The 20,888-nt window shown below is 33.6% G+C and carries 20 protein-coding genes; 5 read left to right on the top strand and 15 right to left on the bottom strand.

From position 1 onward, the window contains the following. Positions 1-117 precede the first annotated feature (117 nt). From NJT12_RS08805 to NJT12_RS08755, 11 genes are all read right to left on the bottom strand, one after another. Positions 118-756, bottom strand: a complete 639-nt coding sequence (locus NJT12_RS08805; RefSeq protein ID WP_271335518.1) for a peroxiredoxin — start codon at positions 754-756, stop codon at positions 118-120. A gap of 135 nt (positions 757-891) precedes the next feature. Further along, complete coding sequence (locus tag NJT12_RS08800; protein ID WP_276598210.1) at positions 892-2,499, bottom strand: glycoside hydrolase family 3 protein; 1,608 nt, start codon at positions 2,497-2,499, stop codon at positions 892-894. Positions 2,500-2,509: 10 nt separating this feature from the next. After that, positions 2,510-2,959 carry a GNAT family N-acetyltransferase gene (locus NJT12_RS08795; protein ID WP_271335517.1) on the bottom strand — a complete coding sequence of 150 codons (450 nt, stop codon included), beginning with the start codon at positions 2,957-2,959 and terminating at the stop codon, positions 2,510-2,512. Positions 2,960-2,983: 24 nt separating this feature from the next. Beyond that, the gene (locus tag NJT12_RS08790) at positions 2,984-3,325 is read right to left on the bottom strand and encodes a hypothetical protein (protein WP_271335516.1); all 342 of its coding nucleotides are present in this window, start codon (positions 3,323-3,325) and stop codon (positions 2,984-2,986) included. Positions 3,326-3,345: 20 nt separating this feature from the next. Then, the gene (locus NJT12_RS08785; protein WP_271335515.1) at positions 3,346-4,611 is read right to left on the bottom strand and encodes an MFS transporter; all 1,266 of its coding nucleotides are present in this window, start codon (positions 4,609-4,611) and stop codon (positions 3,346-3,348) included. After that, the gene (locus tag NJT12_RS08780; protein ID WP_271335514.1) at positions 4,598-6,169 is read right to left on the bottom strand and encodes a glycoside hydrolase family 10-like protein; all 1,572 of its coding nucleotides are present in this window, start codon (positions 6,167-6,169) and stop codon (positions 4,598-4,600) included. The genes NJT12_RS08785 and NJT12_RS08780 overlap by 14 nt, the downstream gene beginning before the upstream one ends. 299 nt (positions 6,170-6,468) lie before the next feature. Continuing rightward, the gene (locus NJT12_RS08775; RefSeq protein ID WP_271335512.1) at positions 6,469-7,677 is read right to left on the bottom strand and encodes an anhydro-N-acetylmuramic acid kinase; all 1,209 of its coding nucleotides are present in this window, start codon (positions 7,675-7,677) and stop codon (positions 6,469-6,471) included. A gap of 69 nt (positions 7,678-7,746) precedes the next feature. Beyond that, positions 7,747-9,252 (bottom strand): sodium:solute symporter, encoded by a 1,506-nt coding sequence (locus NJT12_RS08770; protein ID WP_271335510.1) that lies wholly within the window; start codon positions 9,250-9,252, stop codon positions 7,747-7,749. 25 nt (positions 9,253-9,277) lie between these two features. Beyond that, the gene (gene murQ / locus NJT12_RS08765) at positions 9,278-10,099 is read right to left on the bottom strand and encodes an N-acetylmuramic acid 6-phosphate etherase (protein WP_271335509.1); all 822 of its coding nucleotides are present in this window, start codon (positions 10,097-10,099) and stop codon (positions 9,278-9,280) included. A gap of 68 nt (positions 10,100-10,167) precedes the next feature. Continuing rightward, positions 10,168-11,445: a RagB/SusD family nutrient uptake outer membrane protein gene (locus NJT12_RS08760; RefSeq protein ID WP_271335508.1), complete on the bottom strand. Its 1,278-nt coding sequence runs from the start codon at positions 11,443-11,445 to the stop codon at positions 10,168-10,170. Between the two features lie 15 nt (positions 11,446-11,460). Beyond that, positions 11,461-14,523, bottom strand: coding sequence for a SusC/RagA family TonB-linked outer membrane protein (locus NJT12_RS08755; RefSeq protein ID WP_271335507.1), 3,063 nt, complete (start codon positions 14,521-14,523; stop codon positions 11,461-11,463). A 224-nt stretch (positions 14,524-14,747) separates the two neighbouring features. On the opposite strand from NJT12_RS08755, the gene NJT12_RS08750 reads away from it, so the two are divergent. The 4 genes from NJT12_RS08750 to NJT12_RS08735 all read left to right on the top strand — a co-directional run bounded on the left by NJT12_RS08750 (position 14,748) and on the right by NJT12_RS08735 (position 17,764). Continuing rightward, positions 14,748-15,497, top strand: a complete 750-nt coding sequence (locus tag NJT12_RS08750; RefSeq protein WP_271335506.1) for a DeoR/GlpR family DNA-binding transcription regulator — start codon at positions 14,748-14,750, stop codon at positions 15,495-15,497. Positions 15,498-15,612: 115 nt separating this feature from the next. Then, positions 15,613-16,071, top strand: a complete 459-nt coding sequence (locus NJT12_RS08745) for a hypothetical protein (protein ID WP_271335505.1) — start codon at positions 15,613-15,615, stop codon at positions 16,069-16,071. A 179-nt stretch (positions 16,072-16,250) separates the two neighbouring features. Beyond that, positions 16,251-16,808, top strand: coding sequence for a LemA family protein (locus NJT12_RS08740; protein ID WP_271335504.1), 558 nt, complete (start codon positions 16,251-16,253; stop codon positions 16,806-16,808). Continuing rightward, positions 16,808-17,764, top strand: coding sequence for a DUF3137 domain-containing protein (locus tag NJT12_RS08735; RefSeq protein ID WP_271335503.1), 957 nt, complete (start codon positions 16,808-16,810; stop codon positions 17,762-17,764). Before NJT12_RS08740 ends, NJT12_RS08735 begins: the two co-directional genes overlap by 1 nt. A 15-nt stretch (positions 17,765-17,779) precedes the next feature. On the opposite strand, the gene NJT12_RS08730 is transcribed toward NJT12_RS08735, so the two are convergent. The 4 genes from NJT12_RS08730 to NJT12_RS08715 form a co-directional block, all read right to left on the bottom strand. Continuing rightward, on the bottom strand, positions 17,780-18,676 hold the full coding sequence (locus NJT12_RS08730) for a hypothetical protein (RefSeq protein WP_271335502.1): 897 nt from the start codon (positions 18,674-18,676) through the stop codon (positions 17,780-17,782). Positions 18,677-18,754: 78 nt separating this feature from the next. Beyond that, positions 18,755-19,207: a hypothetical protein gene (locus NJT12_RS08725; protein ID WP_271335501.1), complete on the bottom strand. Its 453-nt coding sequence runs from the start codon at positions 19,205-19,207 to the stop codon at positions 18,755-18,757. 346 nt (positions 19,208-19,553) lie between these two features. Next, the gene (locus NJT12_RS08720) at positions 19,554-19,715 is read right to left on the bottom strand and encodes a hypothetical protein (protein WP_271335500.1); all 162 of its coding nucleotides are present in this window, start codon (positions 19,713-19,715) and stop codon (positions 19,554-19,556) included. 65 nt (positions 19,716-19,780) lie between these two features. Further along, entirely contained in the window at positions 19,781-19,921 is a 141-nt protein-coding gene (locus tag NJT12_RS08715; RefSeq protein ID WP_271335499.1) for a hypothetical protein, read from the bottom strand. A gap of 227 nt (positions 19,922-20,148) precedes the next feature. Between NJT12_RS08715 and NJT12_RS08710 the strand changes: the two genes are divergently transcribed. Beyond that, complete coding sequence (locus tag NJT12_RS08710; RefSeq protein WP_271335498.1) at positions 20,149-20,592, top strand: DUF6896 domain-containing protein; 444 nt, start codon at positions 20,149-20,151, stop codon at positions 20,590-20,592. Positions 20,593-20,888 lie beyond the last annotated feature (296 nt).

Raw genomic sequence — 20,888 nt, 5'->3', positions numbered from 1 at the left:
CATATCTTCTCAGTTCTCTTTTGATATTTTTAGGCAGTGAGATTTTAAGTTACTAAGGCTATAAGCTAAAAAAACTTAGAACCTTAGCAACTTAGTATCTTGTCAACTTATAAAAATTTAGTTTGCGCTTAAGTACTCAGCAGTACTGATTCTGTCAGCAGACATTGCTTCTTTACCAGCTTCCCAGTTTGCAGGACAAACTTCTCCTTTTTCCTGGATGTGAGTATAAGCATCAACCATACGTAAGTATTCGTTTACGTTACGGCCTAATGGCATATCGTTTACACTTTCGTGGAAGATTTTTCCTGTTTCGTCAATAAGGTAAGTAGCTCTGTAAGTTACGTTTGAACCTTCGATGATAACTGAATCAGTTTCTTCGCTGTATTCTGTAGATTCGATATCAAGGATACCTAAAATGTTAGCTAAATTACGGTTTGTATCAGCTAAGATTGGGTACGTTACACCTTCGATTCCACCATTGTTTTTTGGAGTGTTTAACCAAGCAAAGTGTACTTCGTTTGTGTCGCATGAAGCTCCAATAACGATTGTATTTCTTTTTTCAAATTCTGGTAATGCAGCTTGAAAGGCGTGTAATTCAGTTGGGCATACAAAAGTAAAATCTTTTGGGTACCAGAACAATAATACTTTTTTGTTGTTGTTTACTGCTTCTTCAAGAATGTTGATTTTTAAATTATCACCCATTTCTGAGATAGCATCTACTGCAATACTTGGGAATTTTTTTCCTACTAAAGACATATTTTTCGTTTTACGTTAAAAATTTATTTCTGGTGCAAAAGTAGCGCATAACTAAGTGTTCTTGCAATAAGAAGTGATTATAAATATTTATATATTGATAGTATTTGACTATTGTGTAGGTTTTGTTTTTATAACTTAGTGTAAGTCAATATTTACAGGGAGTTTTCCGTTGCAAACTGAATTTTCAAGAAATTGAATTCCCGCATTTTTTTGAAACTCCTCAAAATCCTGATAGACCTGAATTAATCCTGAAGCCTTTTTAATATTAGGAATAATAGGCAATGCATATGGATTTCCGAATACGTAAATAATACATTTTTTAGTTTGCAGCAAGTTCGAAAGCAATCCTAAAACTTCATCATTGATTTCGAAATTATTCATTGGTTTTGCTTTTGGAACAAATAATGAAATGATAATTGTTTGGAAATTTTCTAAATCATTTGCAATAGATTTTATATCAGAAGCTTCTAAACTTTCAAAAGCAAATTCAGGAGAATCTAATTTTGAATTTAAAGTCTGGAAAAAAGTATTCTCTGTGTTCTTATATAAACTTAGTTTGGCTAACTGATTGTTTTTATGTGCTTCAAAAGCTAATTGAGTATTCGAATTATCAATAATTTTTGTGATTGAATTTTGAGCAATTTCAAAATTTAGTGCTGATGCTTTTTCGAAGTCCAATTCTCCGGAAGTAAAAGTGTCAGTAAATAAAATCCCTACTTTTTCTTTAGCGTTTATGATTCTGTTGAAGCTTTCTTCGATACGTTCCGGCGAAGCATTTTTAAGGATTGCCTGAATTCCTTCGGGAACATTTTCGGCAAAACATAAAATATCGTTTCCGGCGTTGAAGGCTTCCCATTCCAATTCTCCTTTTGTATCGTATAGTTTAGAAACGCTGTGCATGTTTAACGCATCAGAAATTACCAAACCATCATAACCTAATTGCTCGCGTAAAAGTGTTTCGATAATAGGTTTTGATAAAGTAGCCGACGTATTTTTTCCGTCATTTAAACTTGGAACGGCAAGATGTCCGATCATAATTGAATCGACATTATTTTCGATTCCTTTAATAAAAGGGTATAACTCGTTTTGCATTAATTCTTCCAGAGTTTCATTTAAAACCGGTAATCCCAAATGCGAATCGACATTGGTGTTTCCGTGTCCGGGAAAGTGTTTCAGACAGCCTAAAACGCCAACTTCTGACATTCCTTTGAGATATTCTACAGAAAAATCAGCTACTTTCTTTTTGTCTTCTCCAAAAGAACGATAGCCAATAACCGGATTATTGGGGTTGTTGTTGATGTCTGCAAGGGGAGATAAATTATAATGAATTCCAGCTGCTTTTAGGTCTAGTCCAATTTGTTTTCCAACCTCGTAAACCAAGTTCGCTTTACTTTCAGGCAAAGCGCCAAGTGTAATGGCGTAAGGATATTGCGGTGTTTTTTCGATACGCATTGCTAAACCCCATTCGGCGTCAATACTGATTAAGAGTGGAGTAGGAGCGGCTTTTTGGTAACGAACAATAAGGTCTTTGATTTTTTGATAACTGTCGTCATTAAAAACAATTTTCTTTTTGCTTTCGAAATTGGTTGCTGCGCTGGCACGACTATGAAAAAAAGTCAATCCGCCAATATTATGTTCTTTTATTAAACGTTCTGTTTCCTGAATGTTTTCTTCGGTGTCGTTTATAAATACTGCGGGAAAAAAGAATTGTCCCACTTTTTGTATTAAGGTTTGATTTTTCATTTTTATAATATTATAACGCTTTTTTCATGCAAACACTATTATCCATGCTTTCGTACGGTGGATAATTAGGTATTACAGAATAGCCTAGTTTTTGGTATAGATTAATTGCTTCGGGTTGTTTTTTTCCTGTTTCCAGAATGGTATAATTATAGTTTACTTCGGTAGCCCAAATTTCTAATGCTTCGAGCAAAGTTGTTGCAATTCCTTTTTTGCGATAGTCAGGATGTACAAACATCCGTTTGATCTCGACGGTATCATTTTCTTTTTCTCTAAAAGCACCGCAACCCACGGCAATATCATTTTCGTAAAAAACAATTACATGTTTTATAGCATCGGTTTTATTAAACTGATTGTAAAAGGCGTGATCTTCTCCGTCTCTGATTTTTAAATCGCGGTCTAATAAAACAACCAGATTTTTAAAATCGATATCGTCAGAATTCGTTCTTTTTAAGGTGATCATAATAAAATGTACTAAAATTTATTTTTATTTGAGCTTGCTTTTCTTTTGTTTGGCAAGTTGAGCCTTAGTGTGCAAGGCTTTTTCGAGTCGGTTCTTGAAACGGAAAAGTTTTGGTAAACCTTCCAGACGGTCTTCCAGTGTAATTTCTTCGTAAACAATAATGGCTTTTTCTAGAATCCGAATCTCATTATCAAGATCGATTTGGTTTTTGTAGATTGTCGCCAATCGATCATAAGGATGATTTCCTTTAAAACCTTCGGTAATATTTTGTTCGTATAACGCAATTGCTTTCTCAATCTCTCCTGCTTTTTCAAATTCAATTGCTTTCAGGTTTCGTTCAACCTGGATGTTTTCATTGATTTCCATGGGCGTTATATGTATAGCTGTTATGCTGTTTTTTTACCGAAATCTTTTGGAAAAGTTATAAATCGGGATAAAATAATTCCGGGAATTGTAGCCAGAAATACCCAAATGAAGAAATTTCCGTAGCCTAAATATTTCTGAATAAAACCACTTAACATTCCGGGTAACATCATTCCTAATGCCATAAAACCAGTTGCAAGAGCGTAATGTGCTGTTTTCGATTCTCCCTCTGCCACATGAATTAAATACATCATGAAAGCGGCAAAACCAAAACCGTAACCAAATTGTTCTATAATAACAACGGCATAGATGTAATAAACTGATGAAGGATGAAAATGTGCCAATAATATGAAACCAATAATAGGCAGGTGCATCGTTAAAATCATTGGTAGCATCCATTTGGTTAACCCTTGTTTAGAGATTGCAATTCCGCCTAAGATTCCTCCAATGGTTAAAGCTGCAACTCCAAAAGTCCCGTAAATGATTCCAACATCCTGAGTATCTAATCCCATTCCGCCCACATTTACCGGATCAATTAAAAAAGGACTTAACATTTTGATTAATTGAGATTCTCCTAATCTAAACAACAATATAAAAGAGAGTATTAAGCCAATTTGCTTTTTCTTGAAAAAGCTGATAAAGATGGTGATGAAGCTTTTCTCGTTAACGTCTTTTGGTTTTTCTCCTGCATTTATTTCTGTTCTTGGAGTCGAAAAATAATTATATATCGTAATAAAAGTCATTAGTAAACCTACAAAAATCATGGTGTATGACCAGGCTTTGGTATTATCACCATATTTATGTTCGAGATATCCTGCTAAAAGCACGATTAATCCGTTTCCGGCCAGCATTGAGAGTCTGTAAAAAGTACTTCTGATTCCTATAAAAAAAGATTGTTTATCTTCTGGCAATACTAATAAATAGAATCCGTCACTGGCAATATCATTTGAAGCTGATGCAAAAGCAGCAACCCAAAATATGGCTAAGGTCATCATAAAAAAACCGCTGGTTGGGATTGCCAGTCCAACCAATAAAAAGGCAATAGAAATAATAAGCTGCATGGTCAGAAACCATTTTCTTTTGGTTCCTACGATTTCGATAAGAGGGCTCCAAAGTGGTTTTATAACCCAAGGCAGATACAATAAACTGGTGTAGACGCCAATATCTTCATTTGAAATCCCCAGATTTTTATACATAATTACTGATACGGAGATAATTACAGCATACGGCAAGCCAGATGCAAAATTAAGAAGAGGAATCCAAAACCAGGGTTTGTTATCTGTTTTCATTAGGTTGTGCAGGTGTATAAATTTTAAATGTCTTTTTTAAATCGATGGTAGTTGGAGTGCTTTCGTTTGCATAATAATCTATAAATGTTACAGCGCAAGCTTTGTATTGATTCATTTTTTCAGCCGGGATAGAAAACTGAATAGTTCCGTTGGTTTCACAAACTGTAATCTTATCAATTATTTTTGATGGATCATTAATGTCAACTTTCGATGTGCTTTCTCCTCCATATATTACCATATAACGCACTTTTGTATTCAACGGCGCTTTTATGTTGAAAGCATAATGTATACTGTCTTTTTGATATTCATTTACGACAGGAATATCGATGACAATGTGTTTTAAATTAGGAACTGCAGCAGGAAGCGCAGGATATTTGTATTGGTTTTCTTCTAAAATACGTACAAGATCAAAGTTTTTGTTCATGAACCATTTTGAACTGAAATAAGCACTTCCGCTTACTTTTTTGAAACTTCTGGCAAAGTCGATTTGGGTTGGGATTTCATTTATAAAATTCCAGCTTTTATCGCTATCGCCCCTGATTTTGTACGATGCATGACCAATATAAAGTGCAGTATTATTAGAATTTTCAGACCACCATTTTACCAATTTAGAATAAGAAGCTCTTGGGTTGTTCATGCTCCAATACAATTGAGGTAAGATATAATCGATCCATTTTTGATCCATCCATAAAACAGGATCGGCATACAAATCATCATAATTTGATGTCGATTGTGTTTCAGAGCCTTTAGGGTCTGCTGATTTATTACGCCAAACTCCAAACGGACTAATTCCGAATTGAACCCATGGTTTACTTGCTTTGATAGTAGTCGAAATTGTGTGTACAAAATTGCTCACATTCGCACGACGCCAGTCAGAAAGGCTTAAACCTGCACCATATTTTCTAAACGAAGCGGTATCGTTAAATGATTTTCCGGGAACTGTATAAGGATAGAAATAATCGTCAAAATGAATCGCATCGATATCGTATTTGTCAACAACTTCTTTTACGACTTTGGTTAAATGTTCCTGCACTTCAGGCAATGCCGGATCGTAATATAGTTTTCCGGCATATTCTATCATCCATTCCGGATGTTTGAAAATGTCGTGATTAGGGCTTAAAAGATTTTTGTTTAAATCGAAAGTAGCGCGATACGGGTTCAGCCATGCATGAAACTCAAAGCCTCTTTTATGCGCTTCCTCAATCATCCACGCCAATGTATCGTAATATGGGTTTGGAGCTACACCTTCTTTACCTGTTAAAAAACGGGACCAGGGAGCAAATTCTGATGGATAAAAAGCATCACCAACACTTCTGATCTGAACAATTACTGCATTATAATTTAGTTTTTTGTACGCATCTAAAATTTCCAGATAATCTGCTTTTTCTTTTTCTACGCCATCAATAGCCGTTTTTGGCCAGTCGATGTTGACCACAGTTGCAATCCATACCCCTCTGAATTCGTTTTTAGGGTATAGTATTTTTTCTTGTGAATTGGCGCTCCAATTAAAGAACAATAAAAATAGAAAAGGAAATATTAAGTGCTGATTTTTATGCATTTTAATCTTTTTTAACAGAATCCAAAAATAGTTTTTTTAGCGGACTATTTGAAATTATAATTTTGATGTGATATTTTTAATAGTTTACACCTTAAAAACCATGCCTTTTTTATAAAAATAACATAATACTAAACTCTAAATTAGAGTATAAAGTATAGGTAGCTTAATGATTCCGGTATTTGATTCTCGAAAATGGCGCTAATTCAAAAGAATAAGCATAATTATAAGCGTACGATTATTGCTTTTGAAGCAGCTGATTAAATGATACGGTCTTTTATTTTTTTTAATTTAAATTGTATTTAGTCTGGTAATGAAATTTTGCCCATAGTAACAGATGGAATTCCTTTTTGAGTGCCAAAATTAAAGCCGTCTCCGGCGACAGTTTCATTGGCTAAAATAGCAAACAAAACGGCTTCTTTAGCATCTCCGGAAATGCCGAGATCATCACTTTTGTGAAATTTGCAAGGCAATAATTCTTTCAGCCATTTTACTAGCAGCGGGTTATGCGTGCCTCCGCCAGACATATAGATTTTGAAATCTTCAAGTTTATCTAAAGAGTTTTTTACAGAATACTGGATGGCTTCAGCAATTGTTTCGGCACTAAAACGCGTTAAAGTAGCTAATAAATCAGGAGCAGAAATATTGTTGATGTTGCTTTTTGAGAGTGCTGCTTTTACATAATCGGCCCCAAAAAGTTCCGGGCCAATCGTTTTTGGAAATTGCTGGACAAAAAAAGCATTGTCTTTTAAATTGTCTAATAATACCTGATTCAATGTTCCTTTTTGTGCTATTTCAGCGTCTTTGTCGTAGCTTTTTTCAGGATAGTATTGTTTTACAAAAAGGTCAATCAAAGTGTTTCCGGTTCCTGTATCTGTTACAAAAGTTTCTTCGGGGTTTAGGGAAGCGGGTAAAAATGTAAAATTGGCAATACCACCCATGTTAAGCATAATGCGGTTTTCGCCTTTTTTTCCAAATAAAAAATAATCCCCATAAACAGCTAACGGTGCACCTTCGCCACCAGCGGCAATATGTTTTTGTCTAAAATCAGATAGTGTGATAATTCCTGTTTTTACAGCTATATGATCGCCATCTCCGATTTGTAATGTGGCGTTTGGAAATTTTTCAAGTTGGTGTAAAAACTTAGGAGCATGCAAAACAGTTTGTCCGTGTGAGGCGATCAGATCAACTTCTTGTGATGGAATATTCCACTTTTGAAGACAATTATTGATCATCTCAGCATGCAAAAGACCAATCCATTCGTTGAGAACAACCAAGTGCTGAAAATCGATAATTTTCTTGGCAAAAACTTCGCGGATTTCGATTTTGATATCTTCGGAATAATCAATCGTTTCAAATTGACTTAATTTAACGGTTGTCTTTTCACCGGAGCCTGAAATTTCGCATAAAGCGATATCAAGTCCGTCAAGAGAGGTTCCTGACATTAACCCAATAATTTTTCGGGTTTCTTTTTGTGCAATTTTATAAAGTGCATTAATATTTTTATTCATGAAAATTGAATTTTATGAAAACGGTTTCAATTGAAATGCTAAAATCAGATTATTTTAAATACAAACTAATTAAAAAGATATTTTTTCTTCAGAAGTGCTGCTGGTAAAATAAAGTCCAATATAAGTAAAAAGGCCGTTTAGTATGATGAGTTCATTATCAAATGTATATCCGATAAGTGAGGCTGAATGTTCGCTGATAAAATAAGTCAAAACTGGAGCAATGATACAAATTACCGGAACTAATTTATCGTTTACACGCCTTGACTTTTGCAATAATCCAAAAGCGTATAATCCTAATAGTGGTCCGTAAGTATAAGAAGCAGCTTTGAAAATCAGGGTAACTACAGAACTGTCGTTGAAAGAATTTAAAATAATAATAACCAGAAACAGCAATATAGAAAATCCGAAATGTACCAGATGTCTTCTTTTTACATTATTAGTATTAGAGGCATTTTCGGTTTTGTCCATTCCCAGAAAGTCTACACAAAATGAAGTTGTCAGAGCAGTTAGGGCTGAATCTGTTGTTGCAAATGTTGCTGCGATAATTCCTAAAAGAAAAATAAAAGCAGGAACAAGTGATAAATGATTGAGCGCAATTTCAGGAAAAAGTAGATCAGTTCTTGGTTTATTAGTCACTAAATCAAGCGGTACTGATATTCCGTTTTTGTTTGCATAGATGTACAATAAAGCACCTAAACTTAAAAAAATAATATTGATCAGTACAAATACTCCTGTAAAGGTAAACATGTTTTTTTGTGCTTCTCCAATGTTTTTACAGCTTAGGTTTTTTTGCATTAAATCCTGATCAAGACCAACCATTGCAATAGTAACAAAAATTCCCCCCAGAATTTGTTTTACAAAATGATATTTACTGGTCATGAAATCATCAAAGAAAAAAACTTGTGAATAATTACTTTTTCTAATGGTCGAAATGGATTCTATAACACTCAAATTAAGGCTGTCGCACACAAAATAAATGGTGATAAAAACAGAGGTTACCAAGAAGAACGTTTGTAAAGTATCTGTAATAATTATCGTTTTTAAACCGCTTTTGTAGGTATACAGAAAAATAAGTGTTAAGGCTAAAAATACTGTCATTGGAAACGGAATGCCATAGTAATCAAAAACATAGCGCTGCAAGACAATAATCACGAGATACAATCTAAAAGCGGAGCTTACGGTTCTGCTTACCAGGAAAATAGATGCGGCTGTTTTATAACTATTCACACCCATTCGTTGTTCTATATAGCTGTAAATAGAAGTAAGATTCATTCGGTAATAGAGAGGAAGCAGTACTTTTGCGATGATAATAAAACCAATTGCGTTACCTAATACAAACTGAAAATACTTGAATTGTTCTCCGTTTGGAGATCCCACTTCACCGGGAACCGATATAAATGTAACTCCGGATAATGCTGTACCAATCATTCCAAAAGCGACTAAGTACCATTTCGAGTTTTTATTGGCTTTAAAAAACGAATCGTTGTCTTGTCCTTTTTTGCTGATAACATGAGAAATGAATAGCAAAAGTCCAAAATAGACGACTATAAAAATTAATATTGTGCTTGAAGACATTTTGGTTTTTGGTTAGTTGAGGAAATTATTTTTTAGCACTATGGTCTAATAAAACGGCTCGTACACTTTTGTGTTTTTGAAGAAGTTCTGCTGCTAAATCAGATTCGATGTTGAGTTCTTCCATAATCATTTTAATGGCTCTTTTTACTAATTTTTCGTTAGATAATTGCATATCTACCATCTTGTTGCCTTTGATTTTTCCTAATTTAATCATCACCGATGTTGAGATCATATTTAAGGTTAACTTTTGAGCTGTTCCGGCTTTCATACGGGTACTTCCGGTTAAAAATTCCGGTCCAACAACAACTTCTATCGGGTGATCTGCAACCTGAGCAATAAGGCCATTGCTGATACAGGAAATGCTTCCCGTTTTAATATTGTTTTCTTTTGCTTTTTCAAGTCCGCCCAAAACATAAGGAGTATTTCCGGAAGCTGCGATTCCTATGATAAAATCTAAACTTGAAATTTGATATTGAGCCAAATCTTTCCAGGCTTGTTCTGTGTCATCTTCGGCATTTTCAACTGCTTTTCTAATAGCGGTATCTCCTCCTGCAATAATACCAATAATCATATCATGTGGCACTCCAAAAGTAGGAGGGCACTCAGAAGCATCCAGAATTCCGATACGTCCTGAAGTTCCGGCACCAATATAAAACAATCTTCCACCGAGCTGCATCTTTTTTACGATCGCTTTTACCAGTTTTTCAATTTTGGGAATTTGCTGTTCGATAATGTGCGGTACCTTTTTGTCTTCTGTATTGATGTTTTTAAGAAGCTCTTTAACGGTCATTTGATCTAGATCTTTATATAAAGATTCTTGCTCAGTTTCTGGATTTTTATTTTTCATAACAAATAAATTGGGGTTATAGTATAAAAAATCGGGGCATAACAGGATGCCCCGATTTTAGGAGGGTCTTAAATTTTTGGGTCAGCCGGAGTATTAGAATTGTTGTTTCTTTCAGAGTCCGGATAAGGATACCAGTTACGGTTTCTCTCAGCTCCGGTTGTTCCGGCGGCAGGACGCTCAAATCTTCTGCTGTCTTCGAATTTTAAACTGGACATGTACATTTCGATACAACGGTTTCTGTAAATTTCAGTCAAAATAGCAGGTTTGGTAACTGCTCCGGTATATGGTGCAAGGTTTGCTCCAATTCCGTAAGCATCAGCCGCTGCAGTTTTAGTCAAAACTTTATTTAATTCAATAACTGCCTGAGGTAAATTATCTTTTCGGGCATATGATTCCGCTGTAATTAATGTCATTTCTCCCGGTAAATAAGCAGGGATTGGTTTTATGTTAGAATCAAAAAATCCAGTTGCAAGTGTAGGGTTTGAACCCGGTTTGATGTAAAAATTCAATCTTCCGTCAGTACTTGCAGGAGCTAAAGATGCTGGTAATCCCAATGTTAAATCTATTGGTTGGAATACGTTATTAGTCGTGATCGAAACATAAGCAATTGGGTTAGGGCTTATTTGATCAAAAGCAAATACTGATTTTGCAGCAAGATCAACTTTAGCGGCATAAGCAATGGCGTTATCATAGTCTCCCACCATTAAATACGTTCTGGCTAAAAGAGCATAAACTGTGTTTTTATAATTAAGTGTGCTAACTAAACCTGGTGCACCAGTTGCTTTATCCAGCAAAGGCTCTGTTGCTTTTAATATCTTAATAGCCTCATTTAATACATCAGTTCTTGAATCGAAAGTAGCATTTTTTGCCGTTTTTAGCGGAACACTCTGAAAATATTGTACAAGAGTAGTAAGCGCCATTGCCTTAAAAATAGTAGCATGAACAAGAACACTTGATCTTTCAGTTTCGGCTGTTAGAACATCAATATGATCGATTACTTTTTGAGATTCAGATTTAATCACCAAACATTGCGACCATAGATTGTTTACTACGGCATTTTTGGTAGAAAGAACCTCGCCACCAACAGAAAGTTCACCTTCGTCAACATTTCCTGCATTTATAAGTCGGAGTTCTTTTGTTGTAAATCCGTTACCGGTAATGGTATTGTAAACAGGGCTTGTTCTGTCTACAGACCAAAGCTGTTGCAATCCGTTTGCCGCACCAATAATACCTTCTCTGGATCCAAAAACTAATTCCTGAGACGGTTTTGTTGGGTCTAAATAATCTTCGTTGCAGCTAACAAAAAGGGATGCAAAAGCAACTATAGGGATGAATATTTTTTTCATGATGTTTTTATTTGATTAAAATTGAACTTTAACGGCCAATGAATATGAACTAGGAATTGGCACTGTTCCAAAATTGTATTTCGCAACTGAAGATTGTCCGCCTGAATTTGTTTCAGGATCAAAACTGGTAAATTTATCCCATGAAATCAGGTTTCTACCACTTCCGGTAATGCTTAAATCATTAAAGAAATTGTTTAATTTTCCAAAAGAATAACTCAAAGAAACTTCTCTTAATTTCAGGTAACTTCCGTCAACAACTCTAAATTCTTCAACATTATAAACAGACCAGATATATCCACGAGGCAATTCTCCGTTAAGTTCTTTTTGAACCAATGCTCCTGAACCAACACCTTGTCTTGTTCTGTAATCAGCATCAAAAACATCTACGCCCTGAACACCATCAAATAATACAGATAAACTGAATTTTTTGTAGTTTAAATTCGCCCCAAACGAAATGATATAATCCGGATTTGGATTTCCAATTTGTTTGTTCAAAATCGTTCCTGTTGGTTGTCCGTTAGCATCTCTTTGTGCTACTCCGGTATTTACGTCTCCTTTTTCAGTTTGAGGATATCCGTTAGCAGTCAACAATAAACTTCCATCAGTGTTTCTTGCAAAATAAGTACCGTAGTAAATTCCAACTGGTTTATCCATTTCAACAAAAACAGGAGCTCCTGCTAAATTGCTGTCTAATTTAAAACGTTGCTGTGGTAATCCTGTTACTTTATTTCTGTTGCTGCTATAGTTTACAAAAACATCAAGATGCAGGTTTTCTTTTTGGATAAGCGCATATTTAAGATTCAATTCGAATCCTTTATTGTTCATTTGTCCAATGTTTTTAATAGTGTTTGTAGCACCTTCAGAAGCTGCTAACTGAACAGGTAACAATAAGTCGTCAATGTCAGCATTATAATAACTGAATGATAAGTTTAAACGATCTTTTATGAATCCAAAATCACCACCAACTTCATAAGTAACACTTTGTTCTGGTCTTAAATCTAAATTTCCTTGTTTGAAACCTTCGATAGTAAAAGTACTGTTTCCTAAAAGTGTTCCTGTAGAATAATTGGTAAAACGTGCATAAGGTTTAATAGCTGTTAAACTTCCTGATTTACCCCATGATCCTCTAAGTCTTACAGAGCTTACTACATCATGAATGCTTTCCATGAATGTTTCATCAGAAAGTACATAACTCAAACTTGCTTTTGGATAAAACTGAGATCTGTTATCGCTTGAGAAAATGGTCGAAGCATCTTGTCTTCCGGCAACAGTCAGATATAATTTATCTTTATAACCAATCGTTTCCTGAAGGTAGTAACCCCATAAATTGTATTTTGACTGGCTTGAACTTGGTGAACCCGGAATTAAAGTATTAAAAGCATTTATAGTCTCGATAAATGGTTTTAAGTTACGTCCTTCAATCGCTACGAAATTATCACGGTAAGTTTGTACATTATAACCCGCGTAAGTTGTTGCTTTCCAGTTTGAGTTGATATTATAAAGGTATCTTAAATTTAAATCATTATTGAATTGCACTACTCTGTTAGTTGCTTCAGAAACATATCCATCATTATAATAAGCAGGGTTAACGGTGTAGGTATATCTTGGGATAAATACATTTCCTCTTTGGTTGTAATTGTCTAAACCAAAAATCATATCGGCATTGAAGTTTTTAAACGGAACATAGTTCAATTGTAAATCTGTAATAATACGGTCTGTATTTTGTTTGATTTTAAAATCGTCTATGATAGAAAGCGGATTAATCCTGTTAGGATCAACAGCTAAATAATTACCGTTGGCATCTTTTTGTTTGATATCATAAGTATTGTTGGTAATGTTTATAGAGTTTATTGGACTCCAGAAAACGTTTCCATCCGGTTTTTCATTTGAGCCTGAATTAATATAATTCAATCCTACAGTAGCAGATAATTTCGAATTGAAGTCATGTTTCAATCTTACTTTTGCACCGGCTCTTTTAAAATCTGTATTTTTTATAATTCCTTCGTTTACTAAATAACCAAGCGAAGCAAAATATTTTGTTTTTTCGTCTCCGCCTTGTAGAGAGAAGTAAGTGTCAGTTCCTACACCTGTAGTAAAAATATCATCTTGATAATCATATCGCTGAACGTTTGTAGTTCTGGTTTCAAGATCTCTTCCCAATACATTTACAGTAGTTGCGCTTGCAGGATTGCCCTGGATAGGAAACAAAGCTGGCGAAGTACTCACAAATTGTTTGTCAGACATATTCATGTCTAATTTTTTTCTAATTTGATTTGAGGTTACACTAGTAGAGAAAGTATATTTAGTTTCGCCTGCAACACCTTTTTTAGTAGTAATCAAAACAACACCATTTGCAGCTCTTGAGCCATAAATCGCTGCAGCGGCTCCTCCGTTTAATACTTCAACACTCTGGATGTCGTTAGGATTAATATCAGACGATCTGTTTTGACCAATTTGCATATTAGAGTTTCCGGAAGTTACATTCAGGTTGGTAACGTTTGTAGTTGCATTATTCAAAACAACACCATCAATAACATATAATGGGTCAGAAGAACCTAATATAGAAGAAGTTCCTCTAAGTTTGATGCTGAAACCACCTGCTGGATCACCTGAGTTTTGAGAAACCTGAGCTCCGGCAATCTTACCTTGCAAAGCTGTAGAAAGTCCGCCTGGTTGCGCCTTTACTAAATCTTCACCTTTTAAGCTTGTCACTGCGTTTCCTAACTCTTTACGAGTAGCACGCACAGTAGATCCTAATACAACAACTTCAGAAAGTGTGTTCGTCTCTTCTGCCATTTTAAGATTGACTACACTGGAGTTAGCTGAAATTTTAACTTTTTTAGAAGCAAATCCAACGAAGCTAAAAACCAGTGTTTCATTCTGGTTTACAGCGATGCTAAATTTTCCATCTAAATCTGTTACCGTACTTTTAGATGTTCCTTCAATAAGAACAGATACTCCTGGTAGAGAAAGTCCGTCAGATTCACTTGTAATTGTACCGGTTACGGTTTTTGATTGGGCAAATATGGGTTGCGCAAACAAAATAATTCCAAATAAAATAAATAATAGTTTTTTCATTTTATAATTTTTGTTTAGTTAGAGAACCGAAATATATAAACATTTTTTTTAATTAATGCGATTTTGTGCGATATTTTAAAATAAAATGTTTGATAATGCATAATAACGCATTATAATCGTTTTAAATCAAAAAAATTTCATAATAAAACTCCTATTTTTTAAATTTGTTCAATTAAAACGTGCATAATAATGCATTATCTTTTATATTTGTTTAAAAAAAGAAAATGTTGAAAAAAGAAAGGCATCAATTTATCATGGATAAATTCAAAGAGGCCGATAAAGTAAATACGATCGATCTCGCTCTCGAATTAGAGATCTCTGAGGATACAATTCGCAGGGATTTCAATGAATTGCACAACAAAGGACTTATTGAAAAAGTATATGGAGGTGCCTTTCTGGTAAAGGATAAGTCGCGTAATATATTTGATATCAATATCGTCAATGAAGATAAAAAAATAATTGTAGGCCAAAAAGCGTTGTCGTTTTTACGCGAAGGTCAAGTAATTATTATGACAGGAGGTACCACCAATTTGTCGTTTTGTAAACTCATTCCAATTGATTTCTCTGCTACAATATATACCTATAGTTTGCCTATCGCGATGCAATTGTCACAACATCCTAATATTGAATTGATTTTTATAGGTGGAAAACTGCAAAAAAATGCAATGGTAACTGTTGGTATCGATGTGGTTCAGGTTTTGTCGAAAATCAAAGCTGATGTTTGTTTTATAGGCGTAAGTAGTTTAGATGTCAATCAGGGACTTACAGAAATGGGTTATGAAGTTTCGATCATCAAAAAAGAAATGATCAACGCCTCAGACAAGATTATTGTTTTAGCAACTTCAGACAAGATCAACGGCAAAATGCCTCATAAAGTTTGCGGACTTGATAGAATAGATGCCATAGTAACAGAGTTGAGTCCTACAAGCCCCCGAATTAAAAACTTTGCAGATGCCGGTGCTCGTTTGTTTTAACTAAATATGTTTTTTTGCAGCGGTAATAATCAATCCTATTCCTGAGTTTAATAAAGAATGATATATTTGAAGTTTATTTTCGGGGAAACAGTATAACCATTACAGCTAAAAAAGAATGAAACAGTTTGGTATTCAATTTATAATTTCAAATAGTGTCATTGTGATGCTGGCTATAATCGCTTTTTTTAGCTCTCCCGTTATGTTTGCTATGTTTTTTGTGCCGGTATTACTTATTTGTATTGTTACAAACGCAACTTTTTCTGGTATTATTTATTATATAAACCATAAAGTATCGATATTCCTATCGGTATTCATTTTTGTACTATGCGCTTGGTTTCTCAAAGTAATAAATAGAAATTCTAATGACTATAGTGATTATGAGAATTGGCAATTTTACAATCATCAGCAGATAATATCTACCAAATTAGACCTGATTATAGGTAGGAATTTATTAGGTTTTCAGCTTTTTTTGTTTATGATTTTATTGAATCTCTTTTCGGGTTTTATCGTATTTCTGATCAATTATTTTAGAAACAGGAAAAATAGGGAATTAGATTTTGTGGAAGAGGATTAATAGGAGCCCTCTTATTTTTTTAAGGTAATTTCGTGGTTTCCAAAACTTAAGGTTGTAAATTTCAGCTCTTGTTTCAGGAAAATTTATAGATTTCTCAAAAGTGAGATTTAGTTTACAAAATTAAACGTAGTATTATTTCGTTTTTATTTATATTTGACCAAACTAATAAAACTAAATTCATGTTTGTCATATTACCAATTATTATCATCTTTATATTTTTGTGGATATTTTATTACAATTCACTTATCGGAAAAAGAAATCAGGTAACGAATGCTTTTTCGGCAATCGATGTAATGCTGAAAAAACGTTTTGATCTAATCCCGAATTTGGTTGAAATTGTAAAACAATATACCAATTACGAACAAAGTACATTGACTAAAATTGTGGAGCTTCGTGCCAAAGCAACTTCCGGAGCGATTAGCGATACAGAAAAAGCCAGTCTTGATGCTGAATTGAGTACTACTGTAAGAGGTTTAATGGTAAATGTTGAGAATTATCCCGATCTAAAGGCGAACTCAAGCTTTACTAATTTGCAAACGACCTGGACAGAAAGCGAAGAACAAATTGCGGCAGCCAGAAGAACTTACAATGCTGTAGTTACAGATTTTAATAACGCTATTATGATGTTTCCAGGCAATTTATTTGCAGGAATGCTGAGTTATACTCCAATTCAAGTTTTGGCAACGGCAGAAGAAGAACGTAAAAATATTAGTGCAAAAGAACTTTTTAATAATTAATGGATTCAGAAATCACTAATAATCCAGCCTTACAAGAGATTTTGAATACATTAGAGGTCGACAGAAAAAAAATCGCGTCGACTTATACTGTTTGTTATACTGTATTTGGGATTGCGGTAGTACTTATCGTGGGCGGCCTACTTGTGGGAGCTGCTAGTGTTGCTTTTATATTAAGTTTGATTCCTATAATTGTTGGGATTGTAATGCTTTTTCAGATCGATGGTGATGCGCGAAAATACAAAGTATCTTATAAAACGAATGTTGTGGCAACGGCATTAAAAAACATCAACGAAAGCCTCACTTTTATACCTCAAAGCGGACTTCCTGAAAATGAATTTATAAATTCGGATCTTTTTACAACAGAACCGGATCGCTATAAAACGCAGGATTTAATAACCGGAACTGTCGATAAAACTTCTTTCTCATTTGCCGAAGTGCATGCCGAATATAAAACCGAAACACAAACCAAAAATGGAACACGCACGGAATGGCATAACATCTTTAAAGGAATTATTTTTGTAGCTGATTTTAATAAAAATTTTACGGTTTCTACAGTCGTTCGTCCAAAAAGTTTTGGGAATACGGTTGGCGCATGGTTCTCTAAAAATGTTTTTAGTTTTGGAAATACCGAAATTGTACAGTTAGAAAATTCCGATTTTGATAATCAGTTTGTTACGTATTCGAGAAATCAAATCGAGGCAAGATATATCTTAACGCCCGCCATGATGGAAAGAATTCTGAACCTAAACAACAAATCCAAGGAAACAATTTCGATCTCGTTTATAAGTTCAAAAATGTATATCGCTTTCCCGTTAAGCACTAATTACTTCGAAGCGCCTATTCATACTTCGCTTTTAGTTCCTGATTTACTTACAGATGATCTTTCGATTGTTCAGTTTATGCATGATATTGTTCATGAGCTGGATTTGAATACCAGGATTTGGGGGAAGGAGTAGGGTAATTTATAAAAATCAAAATTCACAAAGTAAAGACACGGGATATTTTTGTTCTCTGAATATGGTAATATGATTGTCAAGGTCTATAAAAATTTTTTCAAATCGATCAAAAGAAGATTCGTATCCGTATCCGGCATCTCTTTTAAAACTCTCTTTTATTTTGAGTTTACCAACAATTTCAAACTTATCTTTGAACGAAATCATATCTCTATGAGTAACCAAACTATAAGAAAGTCCGAAGAAAAAATTGTCTCGATTCACATATTCCCAAATTTCATCAACGTTTGGCTGTTGTAGTAAAGTTGTTTTCCAGTCATAACCAGATCCAATTTTCTGTCCTGCAATAAAGCAAGATTTCAAATCCTCAACAGTTGGTTTATTTTTTCCTTTATAGGTTGTAGCAACTAAATCATACGTGCATTGTCCTCTATGTTGCGTTATTTTTGCACAGATTATGGCATAATAATTTTGGTCTGAAAGTTGAAACGTTAATAAGTCGTCAGGTTGAAAATAAAGGTTTTTAATTAATCTGTATTTTTTTCTTTTCCTAATTTTCAAATTGGGTTGACTAATCTTCTTTATAAGTTTATCAAGTTCTTTTTGTCTTTTTTTACCTTCGTTTATATCACATTCCTCTGTCCATACTTTAACGCCGGCTTTTAATTCAATCACTCGTTTTACTTCTTCAATAATATCTTCTGTCATTTCTCCAATTTCCCAAAATGCAAGTGCGTAAGAAGTCACAAATATTTCGTGATAAAAATCGGTTTCCTTTCCGTAATCTTCTTTAATAAAAGGAATTTCTTTTTTAATGGTTTCAGTACTTGCATCACTATCATATAAATCCATTATTTGCTCGTAGGTATCTCGTGCTAAGTCTCCGTCAATTATTTTTATTCCGTCTGTTGCCATTTTATTTCAATAAATATTTAAAAATTGTAAGCTAATATAGTGCGTGTGTTTATGTGAAATTTAAATGTTTTCCTTGTTTTATTTGGATTTACCAATGAAATACTTTTCGATGCTGGCATTGTATCTTTTACTATTGTATTCTATAATAGGTTTATTTTTTCCATCAAAAATAACCATTGCTGTTCTTTTCTGAAGCTTTGTAATATCTATTAGATAGGTTTTATTGTTAGTTACAAATTTTAATTGTCGGGCATTTGTTCTTCCTATGAATCTATTATCAGTTGCTGGGCCATAATTATTGTAAAGAGAGTTTGCTACTTTCGTATGGATTTCAATTTTGTTTTTTGAAGCTGGAATTTTCTGATTTTCTACAAAAAAAACACCTCTTGAAGGTGAGGTTAGAGTAATACCGAACTCAGTTTTTGTATCTGGACTTACAAGTTTAATATACTTTGAAGAGCAAGCATTCATAACAATGATAATTACTAATGAGCAAATAGCAAGAGTTGTATTATTTTTTAAATTATTCATTTGTTTTAATGTTAATGTTTTTTTATTTTATCTCTGTTTTTTATGAATAGTTTTACCAGACTTCAAAAGATCTAAGCAATTTATCAACTCATTTTTTTTTGTTCTGTTCATTCTTAATTTCTCTCATGCTTTTCTTTGTGCTATCATCAAATTTTATTATTTCGGATAACGATTTATTGTGATCAAAATTTAAAAAACCAGTTTGATCTACTTTTGTCAACTATAGAATACCATTCATTACTTATACCATGAGTATCTTCATATTCAGTCTGTCCTTTAGTTGGTAAAACAAATATAAGTTTATTCGTACTCTCTTTTAATGAATCTTTTTCGATATTATAAAGACTTATCTTATTTTTCTGACACCCCAATCTAAATAATCTAATTCACCATCACTATCAAAATCTGCAAAAACTCTTGCGTCATAGAAGCTATTATAAAAAAGCCAGAAACCTATTAGTTGATTTTGATCCATCTTAATTAGAAGATAACTAAAGATAGTTCCCATTCATATTAAAATTTCTATTTTCTAACCCTATCAAAATAAAATCATTTTTAGTGAAATGTAAATAACTAAAATTTACCTGCCTTAGTGCTTTCGCCATTTGATCTGGCGCGATGGTGTTGTTGAAAAAAGACATAAGCCTGAATTCGGCTTCTTTCGAAAGGTTTTTTGTACTCATAACTTGACATTTTTTTGAATGTAAAACCCATGTAAATAAGATGTTATATGTCTTTAAGAACATTATTGTTGATTACAATATACCATCATACCGCAAGGGCAAATTTATTTAATTCTCAATGTGAAGATTTAAGAATAGCAAAGATATCAAAAAAGGAACATAATCAATAAGTAAGAAAAATAATATATTTAAAAATGTTTTATTAAAAATTTGACAGAGTTGCGAATCCAATATTTTCCATTTAATTTTGGAGTAATTATGATAGAACAAATCTTAACAGATTACATCAAGTTCATTAGGAATTTTGAAGTTTTACTAAAGGACAAATACAAACAAGACATAAATCCATGTTCATTTTCTCATACTTTTTTTGAGAGAATAGGATCGATTGACGGAATTGAATATTGGTTTCACGGAAGTGGCTGTACAGCTGAAAAAGACGGAGTCATTTATGCTTATGATATTGGAGGAAATGAAATTGAGTTTTCACAATGGAAATTTTCAGAATTTATTAGAACCCATCCTGAATATCGAAAATTAAATTATAGTCCTGAATTTATTGAATATGAACTATATCAGCTTATAAGTAAAGGAATTCTAAGCTGGTTAATTATTGAGGGAATAGAAGGAACTTCTTTTGGATGTGTTTTTATGTCATATAGAGTTATTCTTGAAGCGCCTTATGTTTGTGAAAATTTTTAAATTAATAGTCGCGCTGATAAATTACAAATTCTAATTTTCTGCATGCCTTATTTCCACAATCCCTTAGCGATCTTAAAGCAAAGCGAAATAACGACAAAGTCTTTGTGAACTTTGCGTAAACCTTAGCGTCCTTAGCGGTAAATTATTTTTTTTTAATTCTACATTCCAATTTTTGGTAAGGATTTAATGTAGTTTTCATTAGCCTTCGAATTCGCTCAGGGTCACAATTGAGTGTATAAATTCTAAATAATAAATAATAAATTCCAACTCAGGAAAGCCAAAGAAAAGAAAACCTC

The sequence above is a fragment of the Flavobacterium azizsancarii genome (assembly GCF_027980145.1).
GTDB classification, from domain to species: Bacteria; Bacteroidota; Bacteroidia; order Flavobacteriales; family Flavobacteriaceae; genus Flavobacterium; species Flavobacterium azizsancarii.
The sequence above is the reverse complement of the archived record's forward strand: the minus strand, read 5'-3'. Positions and strand labels throughout refer to the sequence as shown.

What these genes read in the sequence shown, in the direction of transcription:
- NJT12_RS08805 (WP_271335518.1), bottom strand. Translation starts at nt 756, where the DNA reads ATGTCTTTAGTAGGAAAAAAATTCCCAAGTATTGCAGTAGATGCTATC.
- NJT12_RS08800 (WP_276598210.1), bottom strand. Translation starts at nt 2,499, where the DNA reads ATGAAAAATCAAACCTTAATACAAAAAGTGGGACAATTCTTTTTTCCC.
- NJT12_RS08795 (WP_271335517.1), bottom strand. Translation starts at nt 2,959, where the DNA reads ATGATCACCTTAAAAAGAACGAATTCTGACGATATCGATTTTAAAAAT.
- NJT12_RS08790 (WP_271335516.1), bottom strand. Translation starts at nt 3,325, where the DNA reads ATGGAAATCAATGAAAACATCCAGGTTGAACGAAACCTGAAAGCAATT.
- NJT12_RS08785 (WP_271335515.1), bottom strand. Translation starts at nt 4,611, where the DNA reads ATGAAAACAGATAACAAACCCTGGTTTTGGATTCCTCTTCTTAATTTT.
- NJT12_RS08780 (WP_271335514.1), bottom strand. Translation starts at nt 6,169, where the DNA reads ATGCATAAAAATCAGCACTTAATATTTCCTTTTCTATTTTTATTGTTC.
- NJT12_RS08775 (WP_271335512.1), bottom strand. Translation starts at nt 7,677, where the DNA reads ATGAATAAAAATATTAATGCACTTTATAAAATTGCACAAAAAGAAACC.
- NJT12_RS08770 (WP_271335510.1), bottom strand. Translation starts at nt 9,252, where the DNA reads ATGTCTTCAAGCACAATATTAATTTTTATAGTCGTCTATTTTGGACTT.
- murQ (WP_271335509.1), bottom strand. Translation starts at nt 10,099, where the DNA reads ATGAAAAATAAAAATCCAGAAACTGAGCAAGAATCTTTATATAAAGAT.
- NJT12_RS08760 (WP_271335508.1), bottom strand. Translation starts at nt 11,445, where the DNA reads ATGAAAAAAATATTCATCCCTATAGTTGCTTTTGCATCCCTTTTTGTT.
- NJT12_RS08755 (WP_271335507.1), bottom strand. Translation starts at nt 14,523, where the DNA reads ATGAAAAAACTATTATTTATTTTATTTGGAATTATTTTGTTTGCGCAA.
- NJT12_RS08750 (WP_271335506.1), top strand. Translation starts at nt 14,748, where the DNA reads ATGTTGAAAAAAGAAAGGCATCAATTTATCATGGATAAATTCAAAGAG.
- NJT12_RS08745 (WP_271335505.1), top strand. Translation starts at nt 15,613, where the DNA reads ATGAAACAGTTTGGTATTCAATTTATAATTTCAAATAGTGTCATTGTG.
- NJT12_RS08740 (WP_271335504.1), top strand. Translation starts at nt 16,251, where the DNA reads ATGTTTGTCATATTACCAATTATTATCATCTTTATATTTTTGTGGATA.
- NJT12_RS08735 (WP_271335503.1), top strand. Translation starts at nt 16,808, where the DNA reads ATGGATTCAGAAATCACTAATAATCCAGCCTTACAAGAGATTTTGAAT.
- NJT12_RS08730 (WP_271335502.1), bottom strand. Translation starts at nt 18,676, where the DNA reads ATGGCAACAGACGGAATAAAAATAATTGACGGAGACTTAGCACGAGAT.
- NJT12_RS08725 (WP_271335501.1), bottom strand. Translation starts at nt 19,207, where the DNA reads ATGAATAATTTAAAAAATAATACAACTCTTGCTATTTGCTCATTAGTA.
- NJT12_RS08720 (WP_271335500.1), bottom strand. Translation starts at nt 19,715, where the DNA reads ATGGGAACTATCTTTAGTTATCTTCTAATTAAGATGGATCAAAATCAA.
- NJT12_RS08715 (WP_271335499.1), bottom strand. Translation starts at nt 19,921, where the DNA reads ATGGGTTTTACATTCAAAAAAATGTCAAGTTATGAGTACAAAAAACCT.
- NJT12_RS08710 (WP_271335498.1), top strand. Translation starts at nt 20,149, where the DNA reads ATGATAGAACAAATCTTAACAGATTACATCAAGTTCATTAGGAATTTT.